Here is a 23,482-nt window from a genome sequence, read left to right as displayed (position 1 = left end):
TAAGTTGTCGAGGTTAGCTCTTCACTTTAGATAATAGTAAAGAAAGGAACAAGAATTAGATAGTTAGAAGGTTTATTATCTTAAAAAGATAAGATCTAAAAAGCTAACCGATACGATATTAATGTTATCGGTTAGCTTAGTTGAAAATTTACTCGTAACGTAGTGCTATACTCGGTTCCATTTTAACGGCACGTTTGGTTGGTGTATACATAGCAAGCATAACCGTCGCAGATAGTCCAACAACAACAGTTAGAGCAATACCAAAGTAGAAAAACACGGGAAACAGTTCTTCAGTAAATTGATGAAAGCCAAAAGCGAGTAACGCAAATAGTGCGACCGCTAATCCCAGGCCAATAACTAACTGTCGAGCACCCTGCTTTAAAAACATCATAGTAATGTGTCTATCACTAGCACCAACAGCACGCCTAATACCTATTTCATGAGTTCGCTGAGCTACAGAGTTTGCGGTTAAACCGTAAATACCAACCATGGCTAATAATAAAGCAAAAAAGCCTGTACCAAAGGTTACGTTTGACATTAAGCGCATTGAATCTCGCATCATATTTCTATTTTTACTGGCTAACTGCACTGAATAAGTCATTTCAATAGAGCGGTCAGTATCAAACATTGCTTGATAGAAAATTTCTTCCGCGTTAGGTGTATTTGGCACAATACGGTAATAAACAATTTGAAAACTACTGATAAATTGTAATCCTGATAGATAAATTTCATCTGCACTGTCTAAGCGACTAAAAAGTGTTGATGGATTCATACGGTCAGTAACAACACCCACCACAAAAACTTTTTCGCTTTTATCATCAACGTCTATCTGAAAACTTTTCTCTAAGGGGGACTCTCCTGGCCAATATCGCTTAGCCATTGATTGGCTTATCAATGCCGTTTTACGTTGACCTAACTTATCAAGGTGGCTAAATCCCCTACCCGCAACCAAATTAACACCTACAGTTTCCATATCACCGATAACCGAAATGGTATCAATTTTAGGTTTACTCTCTTCTGAAGCATAATCTCTTCCATCCAAAGTTACGGTTGATTGACCTAGCCAATTGTTTGCCACAACATTCACAATCTGAGGATGCTGTTTAATTCTTTCTTTTAACGAGGTGAATAATGCTAATTGCTGAGCTAGCTCAGGGTATTTATTTTCAGGAATAGACATCCTTGCTGTCATCACATCAGTGTAATTATCGCCCATTTCTAGGTTGATAAATTTATATGATATATAGCCAGAAACAGAGCCAATTAGCATTAAGGTCGCCACTAAAAAGACTTGTGCGGTCACCAGTATTCTCGAAATTCGTCCTGCTTTTTTACTTTGAGCACCACGGGTACCATCGCGTAAAGTAGTATTAATGTCTTGCCCAGCTGAGCGCCATGCTGGTAAAAAGGCCGACAATAATATGGTTACTACTGTAAAGGCAATACCCATTAATAACGTGGGTAAATCCATGCCCCAATGCCACCAAAATGAACCGCCATTAGGCAACCAGGAATGCAGCAGGATTTCAGTGTAATCCAACGCAGCCCCCACTAATAATAATGACAAAACACCACCAATAGTCGAAATAATAATACCTTCCCACATTAATTGGCTAACGAGTCGTGATGTTGTTGCACCAAGTGCTGCACGAATTGCTGTTTCTTTTTGGCGTTCAATAGTACGCGCTAATAACAAATTACCAACATTAATACAGGCTAATAATAAGATAAGCCAAGAAACTGCATTTAAAAAGGTAAAAGCAATGTTTCCTTCGTCACCTGTTTGTGCCATCTGAAAAGTTAGCACTCTAGCGGTTTTTACTAATTTAGGAAGATTATACAACTTAACATGTTGCTGATAAATTTGATTAACCGCTTGCCCTAGCTCTAATCCTGCTTGTTCAACAGTAGAGCCTTCTTTCAAGCGAGCATAAGAATAATATCTTCCACTAACCTCTGGCGTCATCGTTAATAATTTATCCTTTAACGGTAGCCAAATCTTTGAAGAATTTGGGAAAAAATACCCTTGCGGCATAACACCAATAATTTGAGTGATTACACCATTAAAGATCATCGTTTTATCTAAAACGTCTTCATCGCCGTGCAATTCTTCTTGCCAAAGTTCATAACTAATTAAGGCTACAGGACTTGCTCCTTCACTAGTGTCTGCTGCTTGAATCGTTCGGCCAATAATGGGAGAAGTTCGACTAAATTCAAAGAACCCCTGTCGCACTAAGCTACCAAGATAGTTTTTACCTGATTCCCCAACACTCAGTCTTATATCTTGACTATTATAAATCCCAAACTCATCAAAATGTTCTAATTTATCTTTTACATTTTGGTATTCAAAACCAGTAATATAGCGATATTTATCATCAAAATATATCGCTATGGCTTTGGCACTCCCCCCCTCAGGTAAAGGTAATGTTTTATACATTACCGAGTACAAAAATGAAAAAGTGAACAAACTAATCGATAATCCACCTATTAATACACCTAAGGTCATCGCGGTGAATTTAGGCGCTTTGAATAACAAACGAAAAGCATATTTAATATCTATTAACATCGACATGATAATTCTCCTAAGCTCAGCCCGCAGCCAATACAACTGGTTTAAGGATTGTTTGACGGTCATGATTGATATTGTCTTTGATCAATTGTCCATCAAACATTTCTAAACAACGACTCGCTCTTTTCGCTGACGCTGCATCATGGGTTACCATGCAAATAGTTGCGCCTTCTTGATGAAGTTGGTCAAAGAGTTGTAATACCGCTTCAGCATTTTTCGAATCTAAGTTACCTGTTGGTTCATCGGCCAAAATTATCGCGGGGTCATTCACTAAGGCCCTAGCAACGGCGACACGCTGTTGTTGACCACCAGAAAGTTGTGAAGGATAGTGGCTTTTTCGGTGAGCCATATCCACTTTAGCTAATACACTTTCAACTTTTTCGACTATTTCAGCTTTTGATAAACCTGATTGATAGGTCAATGGTAACATCACATTTTCAAAAACAGTGAGATCAGAAATTAAATTAAAGGATTGAAAAACAAAACCTATTTGTTCACTTCGTATTTTAGCTCGTTGATTTCGCGTTAAAGAAGATACATCCGCTTCGCCTAAATGATAATGACCAGCACTTGGCGAATCTAGTAGCCCTAATAGCGATAACAGGGTTGATTTCCCGCAACCTGACTGACCACTTAAGGAAATATATTCACCTTTATTAATCACCAGGTTAATGTTGTTTAAGGCGCGTGTCTCTATTTCTTCAGTTAAGAATGTTTTACTAATATTGTTTAAGGTGATGAGTGCAGTCATAATTATTTCCATATCGTATCAGCAAGTAAGTTTTTGCTGACTTTAATTTATTAAATGTGAGTATAAGTAACGATTTATTGAGTAACTATTTAATAGCTACGGTTAATTAATCTTTATTTCTTGATGCTCTTGCCAGCTTGAGGTATCAGAAATAATAATTTCATCACCAACCAGCAAGCCATCAATAATTTGAATTTTATTCACCGAACTCTGTCCTAAAGCAACCAAGTGTTTACTGGCAAATTGCTGATCTACGCTTAATTTATACAAACCTGTTTTTGTATGTCTTGGTGCATATACTGGACGTTTTACATACAAAGCATTTTCAATATGGCTAATAGTAATTAAGCCATCAACCGTTAATTCAGGGCGGGCTTCCGTTGGTAAATCACTGGTTAATTTGACATCAACTAACACCATGCCTGCTTTTACCGCAGGATCGATGCGTATCACTTCACCAACAATTTCGCTGGTGCGCGTATCAATGGTCACTAATTGGCCTAGGGCAATATCCCTTACTCTCACCTCTTGAACCTGTAATTCTGCAAACAAGGTATTTTGATCTGCCACTAAAGCAACACTATCCCCTACTTGAGCACGTTCACCGAGTTCTAGTGATACCTGTTGAACCACACCAGAGGTTGATGCCTTCACTTGCAATGCTGCAACTTGCTCTTTAACGCGTTGATAATTATTTTCAACTAAGCCAATACGGGCTTGCTGTGCAATTTTTGTTGCTGCCATATTTGCTTTCATTTTTTCAGCTTTCTGTTGTTGAGCGTGCCAATATTGCATTTGCTGCTTAACAGTTAATTGACTGCGTTGATATTCAAGTGCTGAAACTGTTGCGTTACCTTGGGCTAATAATGCGGTTTCGGCATCTAATTTTAGTTTCGCAGATTGATAGCTATAATCTGCAGACAATACTGAATTTTCTAAATCAACCATCTGAGACTCTAGCATCACAAAGGCAACATGACTTTCTGCTTTTTTTGCTTCTAGCTCCCAACGTGCTTTTTCTAAATTACGATGTAATTCAGGGTTAGATAATTGTACTAGCACATCACCTTTATTGACTTTCGCGCCAGCTTTAACAAAAACCTGTTCTGCTCTACCAGAGACTTGAGATGAGACCCAACGAATATTTAGCGGTTTTAACACGCCTGTTGCGCGCACATTCACCCGAAAGTCGCCCTGCTCAACCTTAGCAATAACAACCGTATTTCTTTCAATAAAGTAAGAAGCATTGCCTAAAACATTTCTTAATGAATAAGTGCCCATAAGTAGAATAACAAGAGGTAAAACATACCAGTGTTTTTTCCAAAGTGGTTTTTGCACAGCTTGTCTTTGTATATCCATGAATCATCTTATCTTTGTTAATGCGATGATTACTTATTACAAGTCTTGTGCCAGAACAAAAAAAACCATAAACACATGATTATAATCTATTTTATTTAAACGCGATTATTGAGTAGATGATGGGGTGTGTCAATTACGACACAGTTTTTATTGCCGTAAGTCGCATTTTCGATACAAAGCTTATTTGAAATAATAATTTTTATGTCCATACTCTACGGTAACGGTAATTCAATAGGGTGTAGCATGGATTTAGAAACGAAAGATCAGGGCGTTATCGAGGTAATTCTCAAACGTTTTGAACATGAGCGCTATCCACAAATGCTAGCGCTTAAAGAAAGGGTTGATAACGGTGCGGTACTCGACAAAAAGGACTTAGAATACCTAGGACAAGTACTAGAAGAGACTCATCAGATATTGGCTATTGTAACGCGCCATCCTGAATATGCCTCGCTGATAAAAGCAGGTCTAGTGATGTATGAAGAGATCATGACTAAATCGCAACTAAACAATAATCTAGCTTAATAAAAATCAGTAAGATACAAACGTTTATTCACTTAAGTATCAACTACCTTGCCATTGCTGAATTAGTGGATCTCTAAGGTAAAACAATTAACCATGGAGTGGGCAACAAGAGATTGTTAGTGGTTAGTGATTTTTTCACTCATAACCACTAACCTTATTTTATCTTCTATTAATCTGTAATTGATTAACTCTTTTTTTGTAAGCATTGCTTGGTGTCAGTAATATCCGCGCCGCCAAATGACAGTGATAATAAGTCAGCCGCCACCAATTGTTCTCCGGTAAATTTATGCTGTGTATATTCTATTTAGGCGAGTCAATAATTAAACTATCAATCCCTAATTCAACCAAAGTTTGTTCTAATGTGGTATCAATAAAATGATTTATTTGATGCTTTATAATCACAGGTTCATTTACATTTGGCGTAACACTGGATTCAATTTCAGCAACTACTGTATTTGCTGTAAATAAGCTAAACATTGTGCGTTATTGCCACGAAAAACAATTCTTTCAGCCTTTAGCCCTAACTGGTATTGATACATAGGATCATAGTATTCGCTAAGCAAGGGTTTTAGCCAATCGAAATGATAGTGTAATTGACCATTTTGTTGCTGACTATTTCTTTGATGAATTAAGGCCGCACTCTGTATTTCGTTTAATTGACCATAACGTTCGGTGCCAAGACGTTTTCGTACTTTGAATAAACCTTGCTTGAGATACTCGCTAAAGGCAAGAAAGCCCTGTTCAATGCCATAAGCAGCTTGGTATTGGCCGGTCATTTTGATGATATATTCTTGGTAAATCTGCTCAAGTCGATAATCTAAGCTTTCTTCAATCACCACGAGTGGTGCTAATGTCATAGCGTTTCGTAAACTTTCAGGTAAATGAACGCTACCAATTTGCCTCCCCTCATCTTCTAAGATCAATCGTTGATCTAATGAATAGTTACCCCGAATGTATTGCTCAGCCAGTTTATTTTCAAAAGTTATTTGATTTGATTGTGTACTAACAAAACCACCAAAACTCGAACCGCGATGCCCCGCAGCTCCTTCTAAATCTAAACTGTTAGTGCAATGAGCTAGAAAAGGCGTTTTTCCACAGCCGGTATTACCGGCTAAAATAGTAAATGGATGTAACGCTAATTGCTCCAGTTCGTTCAATAAAAACTGGCGTAGTGCTTTATAGCCCCCAGTAATCAGTGGGTAGTTAAGTCCTGATTCCTTTAACCAGCGCTGCACCGTTTGTGAGCGTAGACCACCTCGAAAACAATATAAATAACCCTGTGGGTTTTCCCGTACAAAGTCTTGCCATTGTGCCATTCGACTGGCTTTACTCTGCCCTGAAACGAGCGAATTTCCCAACGTGATGGCGGCCGCTTGCCCTTTGTTTTTATAACAAAGACCTACTTGTTCTCGTTCATCATTGTTCATTAATGGCTGATTAATCGACTGTTCAAAAGCCCCTTTTTCAAATTCAATGGGTGCGCGTACATCCATTAAAGGGATTTTATTACGAATGATGCTGCGAAAATCGCTGCTGTCGATTCGATCTGTTGCTGAAGTGTTTTTTCCAGAGGTATTATTTCCTGAGCTATCTATGCTCATTATAATAAACTCACTGTTGGCGACGTTGGGGCAACAAGCGCGCCAATAGGTTGCAGGCTCAGACCATTATCTTGGCATAACGCTTCAAAAGCTTCTTTACCTGCTGGTTTGACTGCCACAAGTAAACCGCCACTGGTTTGAGGGTCGCACAAAATTATTTTTTGTTTAGCGCTTAACGGCCCCACATGTTCGCCATAACTGGCAAAGTTTCGCTCACAACCACCTGGCACACAACCTTGGTCGATATAGTCATGAACAAAATCAAGAGTCGGAACTTGTTTAAAATCGATAACAGCAGCAACATCACTGCCTTGACACACCTCTAATAGGTGGCCTAATAGTGCAAAGCCAGTAACATCAGTCATAGCAGTAACCGACTCAAGTGCGGCAAACTTTTGTCCTATAACATTTAGAGTTTTCATTACTTGTGGCGCTATTTTCGCGTGTTCAGGTAATAGTTTCCCTTGTTTTTCAGCCGTGGTTAAAATACCAATACCTAACGGCTTAGTTAAATACAAAAGGTCGCCAACACCAGCAGTATTATTTCGCTTAATATCCGTAGTATTAATTAAGCCAGTAACCGCCAAGCCAAAAATAGGCTCTGGCGCATCAATGGAATGACCACCCGCCAACGGGATCCCTGCCTCAGCACAGATAGCTCGAGCGCCATCAAGTACTTGCTGAGCTATTTCTGGCGCTAAAAGATTAACTGGCCAGCCCAAAATAGCTATCGCCATTAGTGGCTTTCCGCCCATGGCATAAACATCACTAATGGCATTACAGGCGGCAATCTTACCAAAGTCAGTAGGATCATCGACAATAGGCATAAAAAAATCTGTGGTGGAGATCACGGCTTGATCATTACCAATATCAAAAACGGCCGCATCGTCTTTCGTGCTATTACCCACTAAAAGTGCGTCATTTACAGGTAAAGCAAGTGATGATTTAAGCATCACATCAAGTACCGATGGAGAAATTTTACAGCCACAGCCTGCGCCGTGTGAGTATTGGGTCAAGCGAATTGGTGTCATGGTGATTCGTATAAAAGAGTAAGCAAGTAGCTAATTTACAGCAATAGCTCCCCTGTTACACCTGTGGATTACCATTTAGTTGTTGGTATTGATGTAAACCATCAAAAAATGTCAGCCAAACCAAGACAATTAAGTTTATTGCTACGCTGCCTTAGCGATTCAATAAAAAACTACATTATTAGGGGATTAGATGGACTTAGTAACTTGATGTAAGCAAAGTGTTAATATAGATTACAGTAAGGGCGTTATTTAAAAGGATTGAATGGCTTAAATTATAATAACTAATGAACACCAAGTAGGAATAACCATTGCACAAAGCTATTAGACAATTAATATTAGCCTTAACTGGCCTGATCATCTTTATCCCTAACCACTTGGTTGCTAGTTGGCTAGCCATTTCTTCGGACATCATTTCTAACGTTGCCCTATCTTCAGTACAAATTATCAGTAGTATATTTTTATTTTTTTGTTATAAAAAAAAGACGTCTCGCTCATTTAAATTATTTTGGCAATACCTACTGTTAGCAACACTCGTAGTAGTAGCGAGTAAAATATTAAATGGCACGCCAGCAAGCATTAGCCAACAGCTATATCAAGATTTTGCTTCACTCTTTATTTATTTCTTTATTTTATTGGCGATAGAGACCAATCCTCATTTAAGTAATTTACCGCTAAGCAAATATATTAATGGACGAGTACCCGCGGTATTTTTCACGCTAATTTGCTTTTGTTATTTAATTCTTTTACCTGCTGAATTTTCGGAGGAAATATACCAAACATCTAAGCCCTCCTTACTATTTCATTTACTAATCAATGCACTGATTCTTGTTAAATTAATGTGGTGTTTATACAGCTGTAAGCATAATTTCTGGCGGTATACGTTTGCATTACTTTCTTTGAGCGCAAGCTTTTTACTGATAGGCCATGCAAGCGCTTATCTTGATAATAACTCAACGTTAATTAGCGCCAACAGCTATTATCTTCAGCTTATTTCTTTACTACCCTATTTTTTATTAATACTCACGGCTAATATCACCTTAATAGCAAGAGAATTACCTAAGCCTATTGAGAAGGAAAACAGCCCAGAACTATCAATTTTACTGCTTATGACCATACCAACTGCATTTCATTTATATGGTTACGAGCAGAAATTGTTTTACAGTGTTAATTCAAACCTACAATCTATTATCATTTTATTTTGGCTACTTATTGGCTCTATATTGCTATCCAGCATTGCTATTACGCGTCGTGGTTACACTAATAAGCTCAAGAAAAATTTACTCACAGAAAAAAACAGCCACCAACAGCTTAATAGTCTAAATACTGACTTAGCAGATGCGTTGATCAATAGTGAAGACAAAGCGATAGTCAGCGCCTCAAATAATGCCATATTAACTACCTCTATCAAGGGGGAAATATTATCCGCTAATCCTGCAGCAGTGCAGATGTTTCAAAGTCTTGAACAAGAATTAAAAGGCATATCTGTGAGTAGTTTATTTGCAGAAAAAGACGAGATGCACTTCTTTTTTGACTTCCAAAGTAATGTCTATTCATTACAACGTAAAAGTTTGGGCATTTCTGTTGAATGTATCTCACTGCGTTCAGACGGCACCGAATTTCCAGCACAAGCAGAGTTACAATTTGCTGAACGGGCTAAAGTGCCACTTATTGTCATAACGTTCATTAACTTATCGGTAAGAAAGCATGCTGAAAAGCAAGCCTTAGAATTAAAAGATAAATTCATCGCAAACATTTCACATGAGTTTAGAACACCGCTAACCATCATAAATGGCATCATAGATAGATACATAACCAAAACATCCGATGAACTTGAAAGTGAAGAATTAACAACAGCCAAACGTAATGGCTTACGGCTAGTACGTATGGTTGAGCAACTGTTAGAGCTTTCACGTTTAAGTGACAACCCACAACTGTCGCTGAGCACTTACCGCTTAAAAACATTAATGATGATGCCTGTTGATTCTTTTTCTCGCTTAGCATCACAAAGTCATTTAACTTTTAGCAGTAATATTCCTGACGATTTGTGGTTAGATTGTGATGGACAAGCTTTTGAAAAAATTATATTTAATTTACTTGCCAATGCAATAAAGTACACACCTAAAGGCGGCTCTGTTCAAGTAAATGCTTATGCAGAGCAAGACACCCTTATTGTAGATATTATCGACTCAGGCATAGGTATTAATAAAGATTCTCAAACTAAAATTTTTGAACGTTTTCAACGAGCAGACGATGTAAAAAACCATGCTACCTTCGGTGTTGGCATTGGTTTATCACTTGTTAATGAACTCGTAAAAGCGCATGGCTGGCGCATAACCTTAGTAAGTGAACAGGGTCATGGCAGTAAGTTTAGCCTGTCAATACCCCGAGCATCAGCAAAGGATATTGAAACAGAAATAGCGATCAGTATCTCCGAGAATGAAGTCACCTCATTACTAACAGAACAGCGCTCTGCAACAAGTAATCAAACGAACCATTCACAGCAAGTCGTGTTAGTAATCGAAGATAATCTCGATATGCAAAGTCATATAAAACAAGTTATAGAGCAACAGCATCATTGCATTCTGGCAGGTAGTGGTGAACTTGGCCTACAATTAGCGCAAGAATATATCCCCGACTTAATTGTTTGCGATTTAATGTTAACTGGCATTGATGGTTTTGAAGTATTAACACAACTAAAGCAAGACGAAATGACCGCGCATATTCCAGTGATACTACTTACCGCAAGATCTGATCTCGAAAGCAGGTTACAGGGCCTCAAACTCAATGCTGATGAATATTTAAGTAAACCTTTCAACCAACATGAATTATTAACAAGAATTCAAAACTTAATAGCTAATAGGAAGCAGTTACAAAAACGCTATTTACAACAATTTAACGATGATCAAAAAGCAGAGAGAAAAACAACCAGTCAGAAAAATGTGGCAAAATTAACGCAAGAGACAGTCGAACAAAGTAGCCTAGAAGATAAATTTTTGCATAAACTCGAAGCGCTTATTGCTAAACACTACACCGAGCCTGAGCTAGATATATCATTACTGGCAAAAGAACTCGCGGTGAGTGAGCGGCAATTACAACGAAAAATTAAAGTGATACTCGGTACAACACCTAATAACTTCATCAAAGAGTTTCGTTTGAAAAAGGCACGAGAATTACTGATGAGTGGTTCACAAATAGGCCGTATTGCCTTAGATGTAGGTTTTTCTTCACAAACCTACTTTGGCCGATGCTTTAAAGAAAGTTATCATTGCACGCCAAAACAATACCAGCAGAAAATGGCACAAGAAGACTCAACACCTGATTAGGTATAATGCCAACTAACTCTAGTAATTCATATCTGAGCTTGCAAGTGAGGGTATTGGTATTAACCTGATCATACGGTTGATTGGTCAAAAGGTAGCGAGAAGCGTCCGTCCGTTAGTTAAACAAACGACAACGTCGGCAATGCACTTAGTTGTCAATTTGGACAATGCTCTGTTATTTGACTTGCAAGGTATTATGCAGCCTACCCCTGCTTTAATTTGACCAGTTTACTTAACTCGTCAATGCTTTGCTGCTGAATGACATCTAAATAGTTAAACGGTTGAGTCTGAGGGGCATAAAAACCTAACCAGCTCATGTTGTTAGTGCTTGCCACTTTTAATGCATGTTCAGTAAGCACACTCACTTGATCCCATGATAGCGCCATGGGTTGCTCAAAGTTAAACGGGTAAAAAGAATAAGCCATACCTGACTCAATGCTATGACCTAACACTTGTGCAAAGCGATCAGTTAAACGAGTAACCAGTTCACGAGCATTATCATCTTTCTCGTAACCAATAATAACAAAGGTATCATCTGCCCATCGAATAACTAAATCATCACTATTTCGGCTATAAAGCAACAAGTCTGTCAGGTCGACCAATTGGCTATTTGTTACTTGCTCGATGTTATCTAGCTTAATCATTACAAGGTATAAACGTGGCAATATACTACGTTGTACTGGCAGGATATTTTCATGAATCTGAGACATAAGTTGACTGGCTTGTTCGATATAAATGTCTAAATATCGGCGACTTTTAACACCTGTCACTTTATCCACCGTTGCAGCATCTTCTAGCTGTTGGTTTGCCTGTTCAAGTTCCACATTTTTCAAATGAAATTCTTGTGTTTTCTCTTTAACTTGACGCTTGAAAAGTTCTTTTTGTTGCTGTTCAATAAGTAATTTTCGGTTTAAAAAACGCGAATATGCTAACAACAATAACGCAATCAATGCTGCATAAAGTACATATGCCCACCAAGTATTCCAAGGCGCTGGTTTCACTGTTATATCGAGTGATAAACCAGGGTCACTCCAGATGTTGTCGCCATTACTTGCAACAACTTGCAGCTGATAACTACCTGAAGGTAAGTTAGTATAAGTGGCTCGTCTTGATTTACCTGCATCAATCCACTCTTCATCAAAGCCCTTCAAACGATATTTATAGCGCGTTGACTTAGGGTCCGCATAGTTTAAGCCTACATATTCAAACGAAATAAGTTGTTCACTGTAATCAAGTTCTAATTGTCTTAATTCAGATAATTTACTCCCTAAGGACATAGGTTCATTTAACTTTAGAATACTGGTTAATCGAACTTCTGGCGAAAAAAGTTTGGTATTAATTTTTCCCGGATTGATACTATTCATCCCTTTGCCTGCACCAAAATATATTGTGTTGTCCATTGCAAGAAACGCTGCAGAATGAGTGTATTCTAGATCAACTAGGCCATGAGTTAGGTTAAAATTCTTAAAACTTTTATCATTGATGGAATAACGAGATACTCCTTTATTAGTACTAAACCAGATATCACCATAAACATCTTGAGTGATGCCATATACCGTCAAACTTTTCATACCATCTTTAGTATCAAGGTGAGTAAATGCAAAGTTGTTACTATAACGATTTTCTCTACTTAATATACTTAGGCCTGAAGATTGGGTGCCAAACCAAAGGTTTTTATTATTGTCCAGTAACATAATCCATGAAAAGTCATCTGAGATACCGTTAGGTTTTTTTTCCTTATGTTTTAAATGAATAAATGTTTCATTTCTAGGGTCAAAACGACTTACTCCACCGCCAAAAGTAGCCAGCCAAATAAAGCCCTGATCATCCTCCAGCAACTGTACAACATGATTACTGCCGGGTCCTTTTTCTATGTTTGACTTATTTTTAATAAAACGTTTAAAAGTACCATCATTATTTAATAAATTAATGCCTTGATGAAAAGTAGATACCCAAAGATTACCATCCATATCTTTTATAATATCTGTAATACTATTAGCGGAAATAGAGTTACTATCTTCAGCATCATGCTTATATTCAGTCACGTTATTCGTTGCTAAATCTATTGAATATAACCCAGAAGCTCTTGTCCCCACCCATAAAGTGTTGCCATCAGCAAACAGAGTCATAATTCTATATTCTAAAAACAAAGCATTAAAATCTACAGCTGAAATTGAATTATCATATTGTGACAAAAGATAAATTCCTGCGCTATAGGTACTAAAATACAAATTATCTTTATCGAATTGAGCAAAACTAGTGATGTTGTGATTTTTTAAGACTGGATTTGTTTGAGTACTATATTGTCGGAAGGTAGCCATATTAGGATCCCACCGATTTACTCCAGAAAAAGTACCGACCCACATCATCTTATGATTATCTTCAAAAAAAGTAAGAACAAAATCATTACTTATACTGTATGGGTTATTTGGTGAATAATTGTATCGACTAAAGTCATTAGTTTTATAATTATAAATAGATAAGCCATTATCAGTGGCAATCCAAATATTCTGTTCTGAATCCTGATAAATATTACTTATTGCATTGCTGCTAATTGTTGACTGATCATCTACATTATTTTGATAATAAGTAAATTTTCCTGTCGTAGGTGTATATTTTAATAAACCACTATCTACTGTACCTATCCAAATATCCCCATTAATATCTAAATACATACTACTAACAAATTTATTAACATAAGTAGCACTATTTTGATCGCCATACTTAATAGATTTAATAAAATTCCCTAGCAGATCAAATACCGAAATTCCTCCACCATTAGTTCCAACCCAAATTTCTTGATTATCGGTTTCAATAATTGAGAGTACAGTATTGTGGGTAAGGCTATTAGGGTTACCTAGCTCTTGGAATATTTGTTGAGTTGACCAAATTTTTTCACGGTAGCTGAGAACATTTAAACCATTTTCAGTAGCAACCCAAATTTTACCTTCACTATCCTCAAATAATGCATTAACGCTATCATTTGTCAGTCCTGAGCTGTGTGTTTTAGTGGTAAAATGTAGAAAATCTTGACTATTTTCTCTATATAAATTCAAGCCTCCCCCGAAAGTAGCTACCCATAGTCGTTGCTGTTTATCAATAAGAATTCGACTGATTACACTAGAACTTAGTGAGTTGGGTTTAGCACTATCATGCTGGAAGCTAAGTGTTTGGTGTCCATCAAAACGGTCTAATCCCTCGGATGAACCAAACCACATAAAACCATCTTCATCTTGAGCAATAGTTCTAACAAAGTTGTATGACATTGGATTATCAATACCAAAGTTTTTAAATAGTTTAATTTCTTGTGCAATAGCACTGAAATTAATGATAATTGATAATAAAAAGAAAAGAATATTTTTCACAAAACAGCTCTTATAAAGTGATGGTATATAAAAATTTTCAGTATGAAATAAAGCGATAAAAAAGCCGCTGAAGTAACAGCGGCTGAGGATTAATCAGGCTATTGTTGTTCAACCCAATTATTAACATTAATATCGGTAGTGCTATTAGCTACACTCATTCTCCAAATGATTGTATCTGACTCCAGATTCATTCTCCAAATTATAGTGTCAGTTTCGACATTCATTCTCCAAATTATGGTATCCGTTGATGCAGTATTTCTCCAATCTAGTGCATTCTTAGCGAAATTCATTCTCCAAATTATGGTATCACCATCTAGGTTACTGTCATCCAATCGCCACACATATTCATCACCTAAGCCTTCAACATAAAAATTTCCGTCATTATTAATGTTTGCTGGCCCAAAAAAGTGTTCATTCCCTTCTAAGTCTTGAGCAATATCTAATGCTTGATTCGCACATGCCGAAGCCGTACTCGTTAAGGCATCCGCAGCATTAACCATGCCTGAACCTTGCTGAAAAACGCTATAAGCAAGTTCACTATTATTATCGAATGCGGCATGAGCACTGTCCATTAAGCGACATTTCACTTCGTCTGGTGTCAAAGTTGGCTCTTGTGACAACATCAAGGCCACGACTCCAGATACAACACCAGCAGCTTGAGACGTGCCTGACATTTCAAAATAACGGCCACCATCATGAAACTCTGGATGCTCCTGTACTATTTGTGTGTCAAAAGCCATTAAACCTGATAAATGTCCGCCTGGTGCGACAATCTCTGGCTTAACAAATCCCTCTACTGTTGGTCCTGCGGCACTAAACGAGGCTAACTTGTTATCGGTTGCATCTGACTCAGTATAATTATCAGTCATCGCGCCGACAGTAATAATGTAAGGAACATTACCCGGCACACCGATTGTCATAGGGTCAGGACCGTTATTACCAGCAGAAGCTACCACAACAATACCTGCTTGCCATGCTTTCATTACCGCTTGGTTCAAAGGGTCTTCCCAATAATAAGAGCGTGCAGGTCCACTGAACGACATATTAAGCACTCTAAGATTAATTTGATCTTTGATTTGTAGAGCCCAGTCAATACCACGGATAACGTCAGCATAAGTAGCCTTGCCCTCAGCATCGAATGCTTTAATACCTACTAGCGAAGCGTTCGGTGCAACACCATAAACTTTTCCGTAAACATCATAGTCAGCGTTTCCTGCAATACTGGCAACATGTGTACCATGACCGCTTTCTTCATTACTATAATTACTGATGGCGTTATTTATCGCGTCATAAGTGCCCCAAAACTTATCTCTGCCATATAAATCAGTCGATAAGCCTAATCCTGTAGATGTCCCTTGTAATTGATCGAGGCCTGTATCTAAAAAGCCAATGGTCACACCATCGCCAAAATTGCGCGTTGCGTGAGCTGATGTGGCATCGATTAAGTCATTAACTACCGATTTGGGTTGCCATTTTCTTTTTCCCCAAGCTTTACCACCTGACAATTCTACTTTATGGTTTTGAGTAACGTTAACATCAATGCTTTTCTGTAATTGGGAAAGCTGATGTTGAGTCAAATCAACGGCTACAGCATTAATAATGGCGAGCTCATGAGAAGGCTCTGCATTGAGCGCTAAGACTTTTTCTTTTAATAACGGGTAATCGGCTGAACTGATAATATAAGACTGAGTTTTCTCATTAACCGTACCGCTTAATGAAATAATGACAAGCCAAGTTGAGATACCAACGAAGCCTAACAATGAAATTGGTTTAATTATTTTTCTTACTGAATTGTTCAACATTTTTTTTCCCCTATGCCCAATACATCTTCAAAATACATACATACTTTTAAAACATTAGGGTGTATTTATTTACATCTTGTAGAACCTATTTTCATTACAATTGTTAAAAGTAGGTTACAAAGAAACACATCACTACAAAACATAAACTAAACACACCCTGACCACAATGATTTTAATCCTGCATCGAGAGTATTTAAAAAGTTAAAGTACTTTAAACGAAAATATCCAGCTCACGTAATGAGCTGGATATTAAGTACTTAAAATGTACTAAATTAAGTACTTAAGTCGGTTGAAATTAGAAGTTTACCGTTACATCAGCTGAACAATTATCAGTACCTTGGTCACAAACTTTATAAGTGAATGAACCCGAAGTTCTGAAGCTATCAGTGTACGCACCATCGTTTGCCGTAGTTGTTCTTAATGAACTGTTACGGTAGATGTCGACACTTGAAGTAGCTGCACCAGACCAAGTTACGTCAACTTTGTTTTTACCTTTAGCACGATATGCTGATGCGTCAGCTGTAATATCGCCGCCTACAGGAGGAGGAGTTACACCACCGCCACAACCGTTAGCCGTTAGGTAATCACTTGCCGCTTTTGCTTTCACGATACCGTGACCGAAGTAATCATCATGACCTGGAGCGCCATTATCTTCAGCCGTTGCTTTTAATGCATCACGAATCTCTGTACCAGTACAGCCGTTATGGTTAGACCAAACTAACGCAGCCATACCAGATACTGCTGGCGTAGCCATTGAAGTACCACTCATTAAACCATAGTCACTAGTACCAATAATAATATCAACTGTATTGGCTACTAATAACGCTGCGCCGTCTTCTTGAGAAGCACCTACCGCAGGGATACTCGTTGCGTTAGTATCTCCCAATGTACCATAAAGCATACCCGGTTCGTTATTATAAAGAACTGCACCAACGCCACCTGAATTTTCACAGTTCAAAACTTTATCATGGAAAGAAATAACGCCACGCTCTATAACACAAATCAAACCGTTTGCGCCATTATCAACAGCTTCAGCCGTACCCATGTTGTAAGTATTACCCGACACTGAACCCGCGTTTTCCATTGCGGATGTTGCAAAAGCAGCACCATCAACACTCATTGAAGCACTCGTTGCCATGCCTGCAGGGTAAGTAGATAATGTATCAACACCACCCGCTGTTACTTCAACACAAATTGTTTCATTGGTTGTTGTTGTTTGTTGCTTACCTCTGCCTGTTGTTTCGGTACAGCTAGGGAACTGAGAAAAATCAGCAATCGCATTATTGTTGTCGTTAGCACCAATCATCATTACTGACGAGTAACCTGCAGGGAATGAACGAACATTATTGCCATCGTTACCCGCAGCAGCTAGAACTAAACCACCATTATCAGTAAAAGCTTGAAAAGCATTCTCTTCAGTGCTGTTTGCACCACCACCACCAAGACTCATGCTGATGATGTTAGCACCTGCATCAGAACATCGGTTTGCGGCATAAGCTAAATCAGAAGAATATCCCCAACCGTCAGCATTAAAAACTTTAACTATATGCATATCAACGCCAGGTGCCATACCAACAACACCAATATTGTTATCTGCTGCGCCAATAGTACCTGCTACGTGAGTACCATGTGGACCACCATTTTCGTCCCAGTTACCTGTACCAGAATTGTTAGTACCTGAGATGTTGTTCCATAAGAAATCTGGGTTAGAGCGATCTAAGCCTGAATCGATAACACATACTTTCATGCCTGCACCAGCGTTAAAATTAACTTGGTCAGCTTGAGATTGAACAACAGCATAAGGAGTAAGCTGAGCACCCATAGGGTTACCAGCAGTATCACTATATACAGAAAGAGGCATACGACGTTGATCTTCTTCAACCATTTGAACATGTGGGTTGTTTAATAAACCTTTAACTTGGCTTAAATCTTTACCCGCAAATGAAGCTGCGATGAAACCATTTCCGTCTACTTTTAATTCAGCACCTAATTTTTTAGCTAATGCTTTTACAATGCCTTTTTTGCTTTCATCTACCTTAATGATATATCTGTCGTCAGCTGCTTGAGCTGTAAATGCTGCAGTAACCGCTAGGGCAATTATCGATGTTGCAAATGTAGAAATCTTCATATGTACTCCACTATATCTTTAATGTTAAGTCGCCTTATTATTAAGGACGCTAATTATTATTGTTTTGATTAACTATTTAGATGAACTATCCGTTCTCTTTTTATATGCTTCACTTAATATATAATTTTGCTTAGCGTGGCTTCCTGCCTCTTGCATAATTCGATAGTATCAGCTGGTAAAACTCCCCCTAGTAAAATAACGACAACTTTTCGAACAAAAACGACAATGAACAACAAAAACATTTAAATCAATAACTTAATAAATCAATAAAAGTATTTTTGTCGGTTTTTCATTAAAATTAGTACATGATTTATTCGTTAATTAATTAAAAATAATCTCATCGATATTTTTGGGGACGGAGTGCTGCTTGTTGTTTTAGTCATTTAAATATAGTGCTAACTAGTTAACTTTTTGTTGTGCGCTATTGGCTATTGGCGTTGAATAATAGCCATTGTGGTAGTTGGATAATATTTTTTGATATTGGCCACTTTTATGAAGTTTTTGTAATCCCTGATTAAAACTTGCTAAAAGGGATACACTTTTCGGTAAATTTTTTGGGAAAAAAATAAAAGAGTCATAAACTCTAATCGGCTTTTTGTTATAGGTTATTTTTTCTAACGTTCCCTTAGGGAAACTTGTCATTAGTGAGTATTCGGCAATGCCTGAAGTCATAGGGAAAATATCAATACGCCCAGCAAGAAGTTTTTTAAAGTTTAAATTATCATGTTGAGCGTTATCAACGATAAATATATTATCTTTTACTGCGTTATTAAAAAGATCGCCATAATTTAATTTATTGGTGATACCAACTTTTAATCCTGCCAAATCGTTGATGTTACGCCAATTGAAGTCTGTCGTTTTTAGATGATAAAAATAAGTCGCTGAGGATATAATATTATCACTCATGTACATGCCATCAATACGCTCTTTAGAATAACCATAAGAGGCAGTCGCATCTACCCTACCCGATTTCGCCATCATAAATGCTCTGGACATTGGGTAATACTGCCACTTAACTTTAATATTACTTTCAGCAAAAGCAAGAGCAATTATGTGACTAACAACACCTTCGTGAAGTAAAAACTTTGAATGTTCTGGCGGGTATTCGAAAGTACTTAAATTAATAGTATCAATCGCTTTACAGGTAAAACTGAGACTAAAAATGATACATGCGATAATGAAAACATCAAATATTCTCAACATTCAGCTACCTTAAAAAGGGCGGTGTAATTTTCGCAGTTATTTCTGAAAACAGTTAAGATGCGTTTTTTATTTAAGTCTATTCAATAACTATCTTGACTAAAACTAGCCAATGCTAACTTAGATTATACTCGATATTCACTGGCTTTGCTTTCATAGCGACTATTTACTATGGATAGGCACCTTAACTTTAAAGCATGCGCCTTTATCCACTTTAATATTTTCTATCGTGCCCCCTAACTTAGCATCAACAAGATTAAAGACTATATTCAAACCTAAACCAGAGCCACCTTGTCCACGCTTAGTGGTAATAAAGGGTTCAAAAACTTTATCATTCACTTCATCATTAATGCCTTTACCATTATCTTGATATAACAAGGTTAGATAGTCATCCTCCTGAGTAAAGCTGATTGATATTTCCCCCTCTCGGCTGTTTTCAAAACCATGTATATGTGAATTTACCATAAAGTTAGTTAAAATTTGATTCCAGGCGCTAGGGTAAGTCACCAAACTCAATTTTTCATCAACCTCAATCTTGATACGATAGTTTTTAGTTTTAAATATCGTTTTAACTGTATTGACTACATTATTGACATGTTTGGCTAAATTAATTTCAACTTCAGGATCTGTGTGCTGTTCAACAGCCACTGATTTAAAACTTTGAATAAGTTCAACTGACTTAATCAGACTACGCTCTATAATTTCTTCGTATTCTGTGAGTAAGTTTAATTTACTGACTAAAAAAGATTTTGTTAATTTTTCATCACGGATAGCTGATTGTAGACTATCTACATGCTCCTTCAATGCCGAAATTGAGGTGACACAAATACCTAAAGGTGTATTAACTTCATGAGCAACCCCAGCGACTAACTGACCAAGCGAAGCCATTTTTTCTGATTGTACAATTTTATCTTTAGCTAGTGTTAAATCATCAAAAGACTGCTGCAATTGATTATTACTTTCAGCCAACTTAGCAGTCCTATCATGCACTTTTACTTCGAGCTCACCATTAAGGGCCAACAATGCATTTTCAGCTTCTTCTAGTTTACTAATCTCACGTTGTAGGTCCATACGCATGACATTAATCGCGTCTACTAAATCATCTAATTCATCCTTAGTTTTATAACGATTTGATATCGTTAACTCTTGCTCTAGATTATGGCTATCGAGTTGCTGAGCATACTTAGTAATACGGAATAAATGCCGAGTAATGAGCTGATTAACAATAAATAGAATAAAAAAGGTAAGTAAGAATATCTTTATAGACTCGGTTAATAAAATGAAACCCGCTTGCTGGTAGAGCTTTTTGTATATCTCTTGATAGTTAGCATAAACAGTCAATTTCCCAACGACATTGCCTGAATAAGTAATTGGGTACTCAACTACCTTTTCTACATTCATGTCAGCTTGACCCAACTGACGTTGATATTCAAAGTCATTGGATATTTTAACTGAGCTGATATCAGGTAAATCAACAATCCCCTTTAACTGTACAGCTAAAAGGGGCTCATTAAAGTCCCATAAACTTGTAGCAATTGAAGGGATATAGCTTTGCTCAATATTATCAAAGCGTTGCTCTAACAATCGTAAATCACTCTGAAAAGAATTATATAATTGAAGAAGTGTCGAACATATTGAGAAGAAGATGCTGCACAATATAATATAAGACAACAGACGTCGACTTAGCTTATTAAGAATGTTAAAGGCACTCATCATGATAGTTTTCTCATTAAACCTATACAGTATTAATTCAGAATAAAAAATTACAGTAAACTTATCACCGTTAACGGCCACATGCACCTAAAGAGAGAATATTCATACTAGTAGTTATGTTGATGTCGGTAAAGCTAATTTCGTTGTAGGTAGCTGTTAATGTTCAATAGTAAGATAAAAAATGGTGTATAGCTAAGCGGTTATTTGGTTCCACTTAATTTGATTTTTAATATTCTGTTATAACTAAAATCAGTAAGATATTTTAACTATGCTGCTATATATTAAACCAAGGTTAACTGTCGCTCATCGCTGTGAGAGCGGCCGAAAATCGACTATATAAGGTTGACAGTAGAATGAATCGCCATCAATAAAGTGCTCTAATGCTAAAACGCTAAAAGGTTGAGTAATTTCAACAAATTATAAGCACAAAAAAACCGACTCTAATTGTCGGTTTTTTTGTTATAGATATTTATTAAAAAAGTAGGTGTACCAGCGGCCGACTTGAATCGACAGGTATTTTGAAAAAACGTACTCTGAAAAAAACTCGTTGTAAATTAAGTCCGGTAAAGCACTTTAATAACATGCCAACCAAACTTAGTTTTAACGAGGTGGGGCTCTAATATTGCGCCGTTAAAGGCTATTTTATCAAACTGAGGTACCATTTGACCTCGTTTAAACTCACCTAAATCACCGCCCTTTTTACCCGATGGACATGACGAATATTTTTTAGCTAATGTTTGAAACTTAGCGCCTTTACCTAACTGCTCAATAATATCTTCTGCAATTTCTTTGTGCTTAACCAATATGTGAAGTGCGTACGCCGTAGCTGCCATGTAAAAGCCTTTTAATACCGTTTGATAACTAAAGAAAAAGTGAACAGATAAATATCGCTACAATGAGTTTTTCAAAAACCAATAACGTGTAATACATTATAAACCAGCATATTGTAAAAGATCTTATAACGGATTATGACGACTCTATTTTAAATATTATCTTTCGGAAATAAAAAAGCCCTAACTCTTTCGAATCAGGGCTTTCTATATATGGTACCGCAAGACGGACTTGAACCGTCACTTCTTTCGAAACCGGATTTTGAATCCGGCGTGTCTACCAATTCCACCACTGCGGCAAAGGAATCAAGCTGTTTAAGCTTTGCAAAATTTTCTGATGCTATCCAAATAACTTTGCAAAACTTTGTAAGAAAATCACGGTGATTATGATACCACTATAAACTTACATATAAAATTCTTATCAAACCTCACATCGAAGATGCTGGCATTTTTCATAACTTAACATTTATGCTTTCCATGCAAAGGATTTTAAAACCCTTGTATCTACCACCTTGGCGATACAGTAACTTTAGCTATAAGCTTAAGAGGGTGGCATTATACGAAACTTATTACAGTAAGCAACTAGTTTTTCATTAGTTCAGTGCCCTTATGCCTCAACTGCCGTTTATTTGTGCAAAAGCATTACATTCTGTGGGCATTTAAAAAGATATCGACTGCCTTACTAACTTGGTTAGTTATTTCTTCATCTGTCGCTTCTTTAAGCGGTAATAATAAGCTGCGGGTATGCAGGGGCCCTTTTGCCATTTCAAGTAACATTTGCGCACTAAAATGACTGTTCTCTATTTTTAACACTTTATTATCCGTCAGCCACGTTAAATAATCCACTAAAGGTAAGACGCCCGCCATTGGCCCTTTTTGATAAATCATCTCACCGAGTTCAGGAAATTTCACCACCTGTTGTACTACCAAGCGAAATAGTGACATCAACTCCGCTGATAACATACCTTTTACAAACTTAATGCAAACTTGGTTAAGTGCTTCCTTTGCTTCAAGGTCTCTATTTATCGAAGTCAAAATTTCAGACTGTACTTTTACCTGCCTTTGAATAACAGCCATCAACAAGCCTCGCTTATTACCAAATTCATTATAAATAGAGCGTCTTGAACCACCGGCCTCATTAATGATCATTGCTAAAGACGTTTCATCAAAACCTTGATGATAAAAAAGATTTTGTGCTGCATCTAATATCAACCGACCTCTTGGGCTGAGTTTCGTTATTTCTAAAATGTTGTCTTTAACCATGTGAGATTACCGTGATTGTAATTATAAT

The 23,482-nt window shown here is 37.3% G+C and carries 15 protein-coding genes and 1 tRNA gene; 2 read left to right on the top strand and 14 right to left on the bottom strand.

Annotated elements, in window-relative coordinates:
- Nucleotides 1–148: 148 nt before the first annotated feature.
- The 3 genes from CXF71_RS15375 to CXF71_RS15365 all read right to left on the bottom strand — a co-directional run bounded on the left by CXF71_RS15375 (nt 149) and on the right by CXF71_RS15365 (nt 4,679).
- Complete coding sequence (locus CXF71_RS15375; RefSeq protein WP_101233827.1) at nt 149–2,572, bottom strand: FtsX-like permease family protein; 2,424 nt, start codon at nt 2,570–2,572, stop codon at nt 149–151.
- Between the two features lie 16 nt (nt 2,573–2,588).
- Nucleotides 2,589–3,320, bottom strand: a complete 732-nt coding sequence (locus CXF71_RS15370; RefSeq protein WP_101233826.1) for an ABC transporter ATP-binding protein — start codon at nt 3,318–3,320, stop codon at nt 2,589–2,591.
- A 102-nt stretch (nt 3,321–3,422) separates the two neighbouring features.
- On the bottom strand, nt 3,423–4,679 hold the full coding sequence (locus CXF71_RS15365) for an efflux RND transporter periplasmic adaptor subunit (RefSeq protein WP_101233825.1): 1,257 nt from the start codon (nt 4,677–4,679) through the stop codon (nt 3,423–3,425).
- 243 nt (nt 4,680–4,922) lie between these two features.
- On the opposite strand from CXF71_RS15365, the gene CXF71_RS15360 reads away from it, so the two are divergent.
- Nucleotides 4,923–5,201 (top strand): hypothetical protein, encoded by a 279-nt coding sequence (locus CXF71_RS15360; RefSeq protein WP_101233824.1) that lies wholly within the window; start codon nt 4,923–4,925, stop codon nt 5,199–5,201.
- Between the two features lie 300 nt (nt 5,202–5,501).
- Here the strand turns inward: CXF71_RS15360 and CXF71_RS21705 are convergent, their stop codons facing one another.
- From CXF71_RS21705 to selD, 3 genes are read right to left on the bottom strand one after another with little or no spacing between them, the layout of a single operon-like run.
- Complete coding sequence (locus CXF71_RS21705) at nt 5,502–5,678, bottom strand: isochorismatase family protein (protein WP_101233823.1); 177 nt, start codon at nt 5,676–5,678, stop codon at nt 5,502–5,504.
- Nucleotides 5,648–6,802: a tRNA 2-selenouridine(34) synthase MnmH gene (mnmH, locus tag CXF71_RS15350; RefSeq protein WP_101233822.1), complete on the bottom strand. Its 1,155-nt coding sequence runs from the start codon at nt 6,800–6,802 to the stop codon at nt 5,648–5,650. The genes CXF71_RS21705 and mnmH overlap by 31 nt, the downstream gene beginning before the upstream one ends.
- Nucleotides 6,802–7,833 carry a selenide, water dikinase SelD gene (selD, locus tag CXF71_RS15345; protein WP_101233821.1) on the bottom strand — a complete coding sequence of 344 codons (1,032 nt, stop codon included), beginning with the start codon at nt 7,831–7,833 and terminating at the stop codon, nt 6,802–6,804. The genes mnmH and selD overlap by 1 nt, the downstream gene beginning before the upstream one ends.
- A gap of 308 nt (nt 7,834–8,141) precedes the next feature.
- Between selD and CXF71_RS15340 the strand changes: the two genes are divergently transcribed.
- Nucleotides 8,142–11,156, top strand: coding sequence for an ATP-binding protein (locus CXF71_RS15340; RefSeq protein WP_101233820.1), 3,015 nt, complete (start codon nt 8,142–8,144; stop codon nt 11,154–11,156).
- 200 nt (nt 11,157–11,356) lie between these two features.
- Here the strand turns inward: CXF71_RS15340 and CXF71_RS15335 are convergent, their stop codons facing one another.
- The 8 genes from CXF71_RS15335 to CXF71_RS15300 form a co-directional block, all read right to left on the bottom strand.
- Entirely contained in the window at nt 11,357–14,518 is a 3,162-nt protein-coding gene (locus CXF71_RS15335) for a ligand-binding sensor domain-containing protein (RefSeq protein ID WP_101233819.1), read from the bottom strand.
- Nucleotides 14,519–14,616: 98 nt separating this feature from the next.
- Nucleotides 14,617–16,320 carry a S8 family peptidase gene (locus tag CXF71_RS15330; protein WP_101233818.1) on the bottom strand — a complete coding sequence of 568 codons (1,704 nt, stop codon included), beginning with the start codon at nt 16,318–16,320 and terminating at the stop codon, nt 14,617–14,619.
- Nucleotides 16,321–16,615: 295 nt separating this feature from the next.
- Entirely contained in the window at nt 16,616–18,448 is a 1,833-nt protein-coding gene (locus CXF71_RS15325; protein ID WP_101233817.1) for a S8 family serine peptidase, read from the bottom strand.
- A 399-nt stretch (nt 18,449–18,847) separates the two neighbouring features.
- The gene (locus CXF71_RS15320) at nt 18,848–19,651 is read right to left on the bottom strand and encodes a substrate-binding periplasmic protein (protein WP_101233816.1); all 804 of its coding nucleotides are present in this window, start codon (nt 19,649–19,651) and stop codon (nt 18,848–18,850) included.
- Nucleotides 19,652–19,810: 159 nt separating this feature from the next.
- Entirely contained in the window at nt 19,811–21,361 is a 1,551-nt protein-coding gene (locus CXF71_RS15315) for an ATP-binding protein (RefSeq protein WP_269800824.1), read from the bottom strand.
- A 554-nt stretch (nt 21,362–21,915) separates the two neighbouring features.
- A complete protein-coding gene (locus tag CXF71_RS15310; RefSeq protein ID WP_101233814.1) occupies nt 21,916–22,194 on the bottom strand; it encodes a peptidylprolyl isomerase in 279 nt (92 codons plus the stop codon).
- A gap of 211 nt (nt 22,195–22,405) precedes the next feature.
- Nucleotides 22,406–22,490: transfer RNA gene (locus tag CXF71_RS15305), tRNA-Leu, on the bottom strand.
- 343 nt (nt 22,491–22,833) lie between these two features.
- The gene (locus CXF71_RS15300) at nt 22,834–23,454 is read right to left on the bottom strand and encodes a TetR/AcrR family transcriptional regulator (protein WP_101233813.1); all 621 of its coding nucleotides are present in this window, start codon (nt 23,452–23,454) and stop codon (nt 22,834–22,836) included.
- Nucleotides 23,455–23,482: the final 28 nt, after the last annotated feature.

It is taken from the genome of Colwellia sp. 12G3 (assembly GCF_002836775.1).
Lineage (GTDB): Bacteria > Pseudomonadota > Gammaproteobacteria > Enterobacterales > Alteromonadaceae > Colwellia.
This window is presented reverse-complemented; position numbering and strand designations above follow the sequence as displayed.

What these genes read in the sequence shown, in the direction of transcription:
- CXF71_RS21705 (WP_101233823.1), bottom strand. Translation starts at nt 5,678, where the DNA reads ATGTTTAGCTTATTTACAGCAAATACAGTAGTTGCTGAAATTGAATCC.
- CXF71_RS15300 (WP_101233813.1), bottom strand. Translation starts at nt 23,454, where the DNA reads ATGGTTAAAGACAACATTTTAGAAATAACGAAACTCAGCCCAAGAGGT.
- CXF71_RS15365 (WP_101233825.1), bottom strand. Translation starts at nt 4,679, where the DNA reads ATGGATATACAAAGACAAGCTGTGCAAAAACCACTTTGGAAAAAACAC.
- CXF71_RS15315 (WP_269800824.1), bottom strand. Translation starts at nt 21,361, where the DNA reads ATGAGTGCCTTTAACATTCTTAATAAGCTAAGTCGACGTCTGTTGTCT.
- CXF71_RS15330 (WP_101233818.1), bottom strand. Translation starts at nt 16,320, where the DNA reads ATGTTGAACAATTCAGTAAGAAAAATAATTAAACCAATTTCATTGTTA.
- CXF71_RS15370 (WP_101233826.1), bottom strand. Translation starts at nt 3,320, where the DNA reads ATGACTGCACTCATCACCTTAAACAATATTAGTAAAACATTCTTAACT.
- CXF71_RS15360 (WP_101233824.1), top strand. Translation starts at nt 4,923, where the DNA reads ATGGATTTAGAAACGAAAGATCAGGGCGTTATCGAGGTAATTCTCAAA.
- mnmH (WP_101233822.1), bottom strand. Translation starts at nt 6,802, where the DNA reads ATGAGCATAGATAGCTCAGGAAATAATACCTCTGGAAAAAACACTTCA.
- CXF71_RS15310 (WP_101233814.1), bottom strand. Translation starts at nt 22,194, where the DNA reads ATGGCAGCTACGGCGTACGCACTTCACATATTGGTTAAGCACAAAGAA.
- CXF71_RS15320 (WP_101233816.1), bottom strand. Translation starts at nt 19,651, where the DNA reads ATGTTGAGAATATTTGATGTTTTCATTATCGCATGTATCATTTTTAGT.
- CXF71_RS15375 (WP_101233827.1), bottom strand. Translation starts at nt 2,572, where the DNA reads ATGTCGATGTTAATAGATATTAAATATGCTTTTCGTTTGTTATTCAAA.
- CXF71_RS15325 (WP_101233817.1), bottom strand. Translation starts at nt 18,448, where the DNA reads ATGAAGATTTCTACATTTGCAACATCGATAATTGCCCTAGCGGTTACT.
- selD (WP_101233821.1), bottom strand. Translation starts at nt 7,833, where the DNA reads ATGACACCAATTCGCTTGACCCAATACTCACACGGCGCAGGCTGTGGC.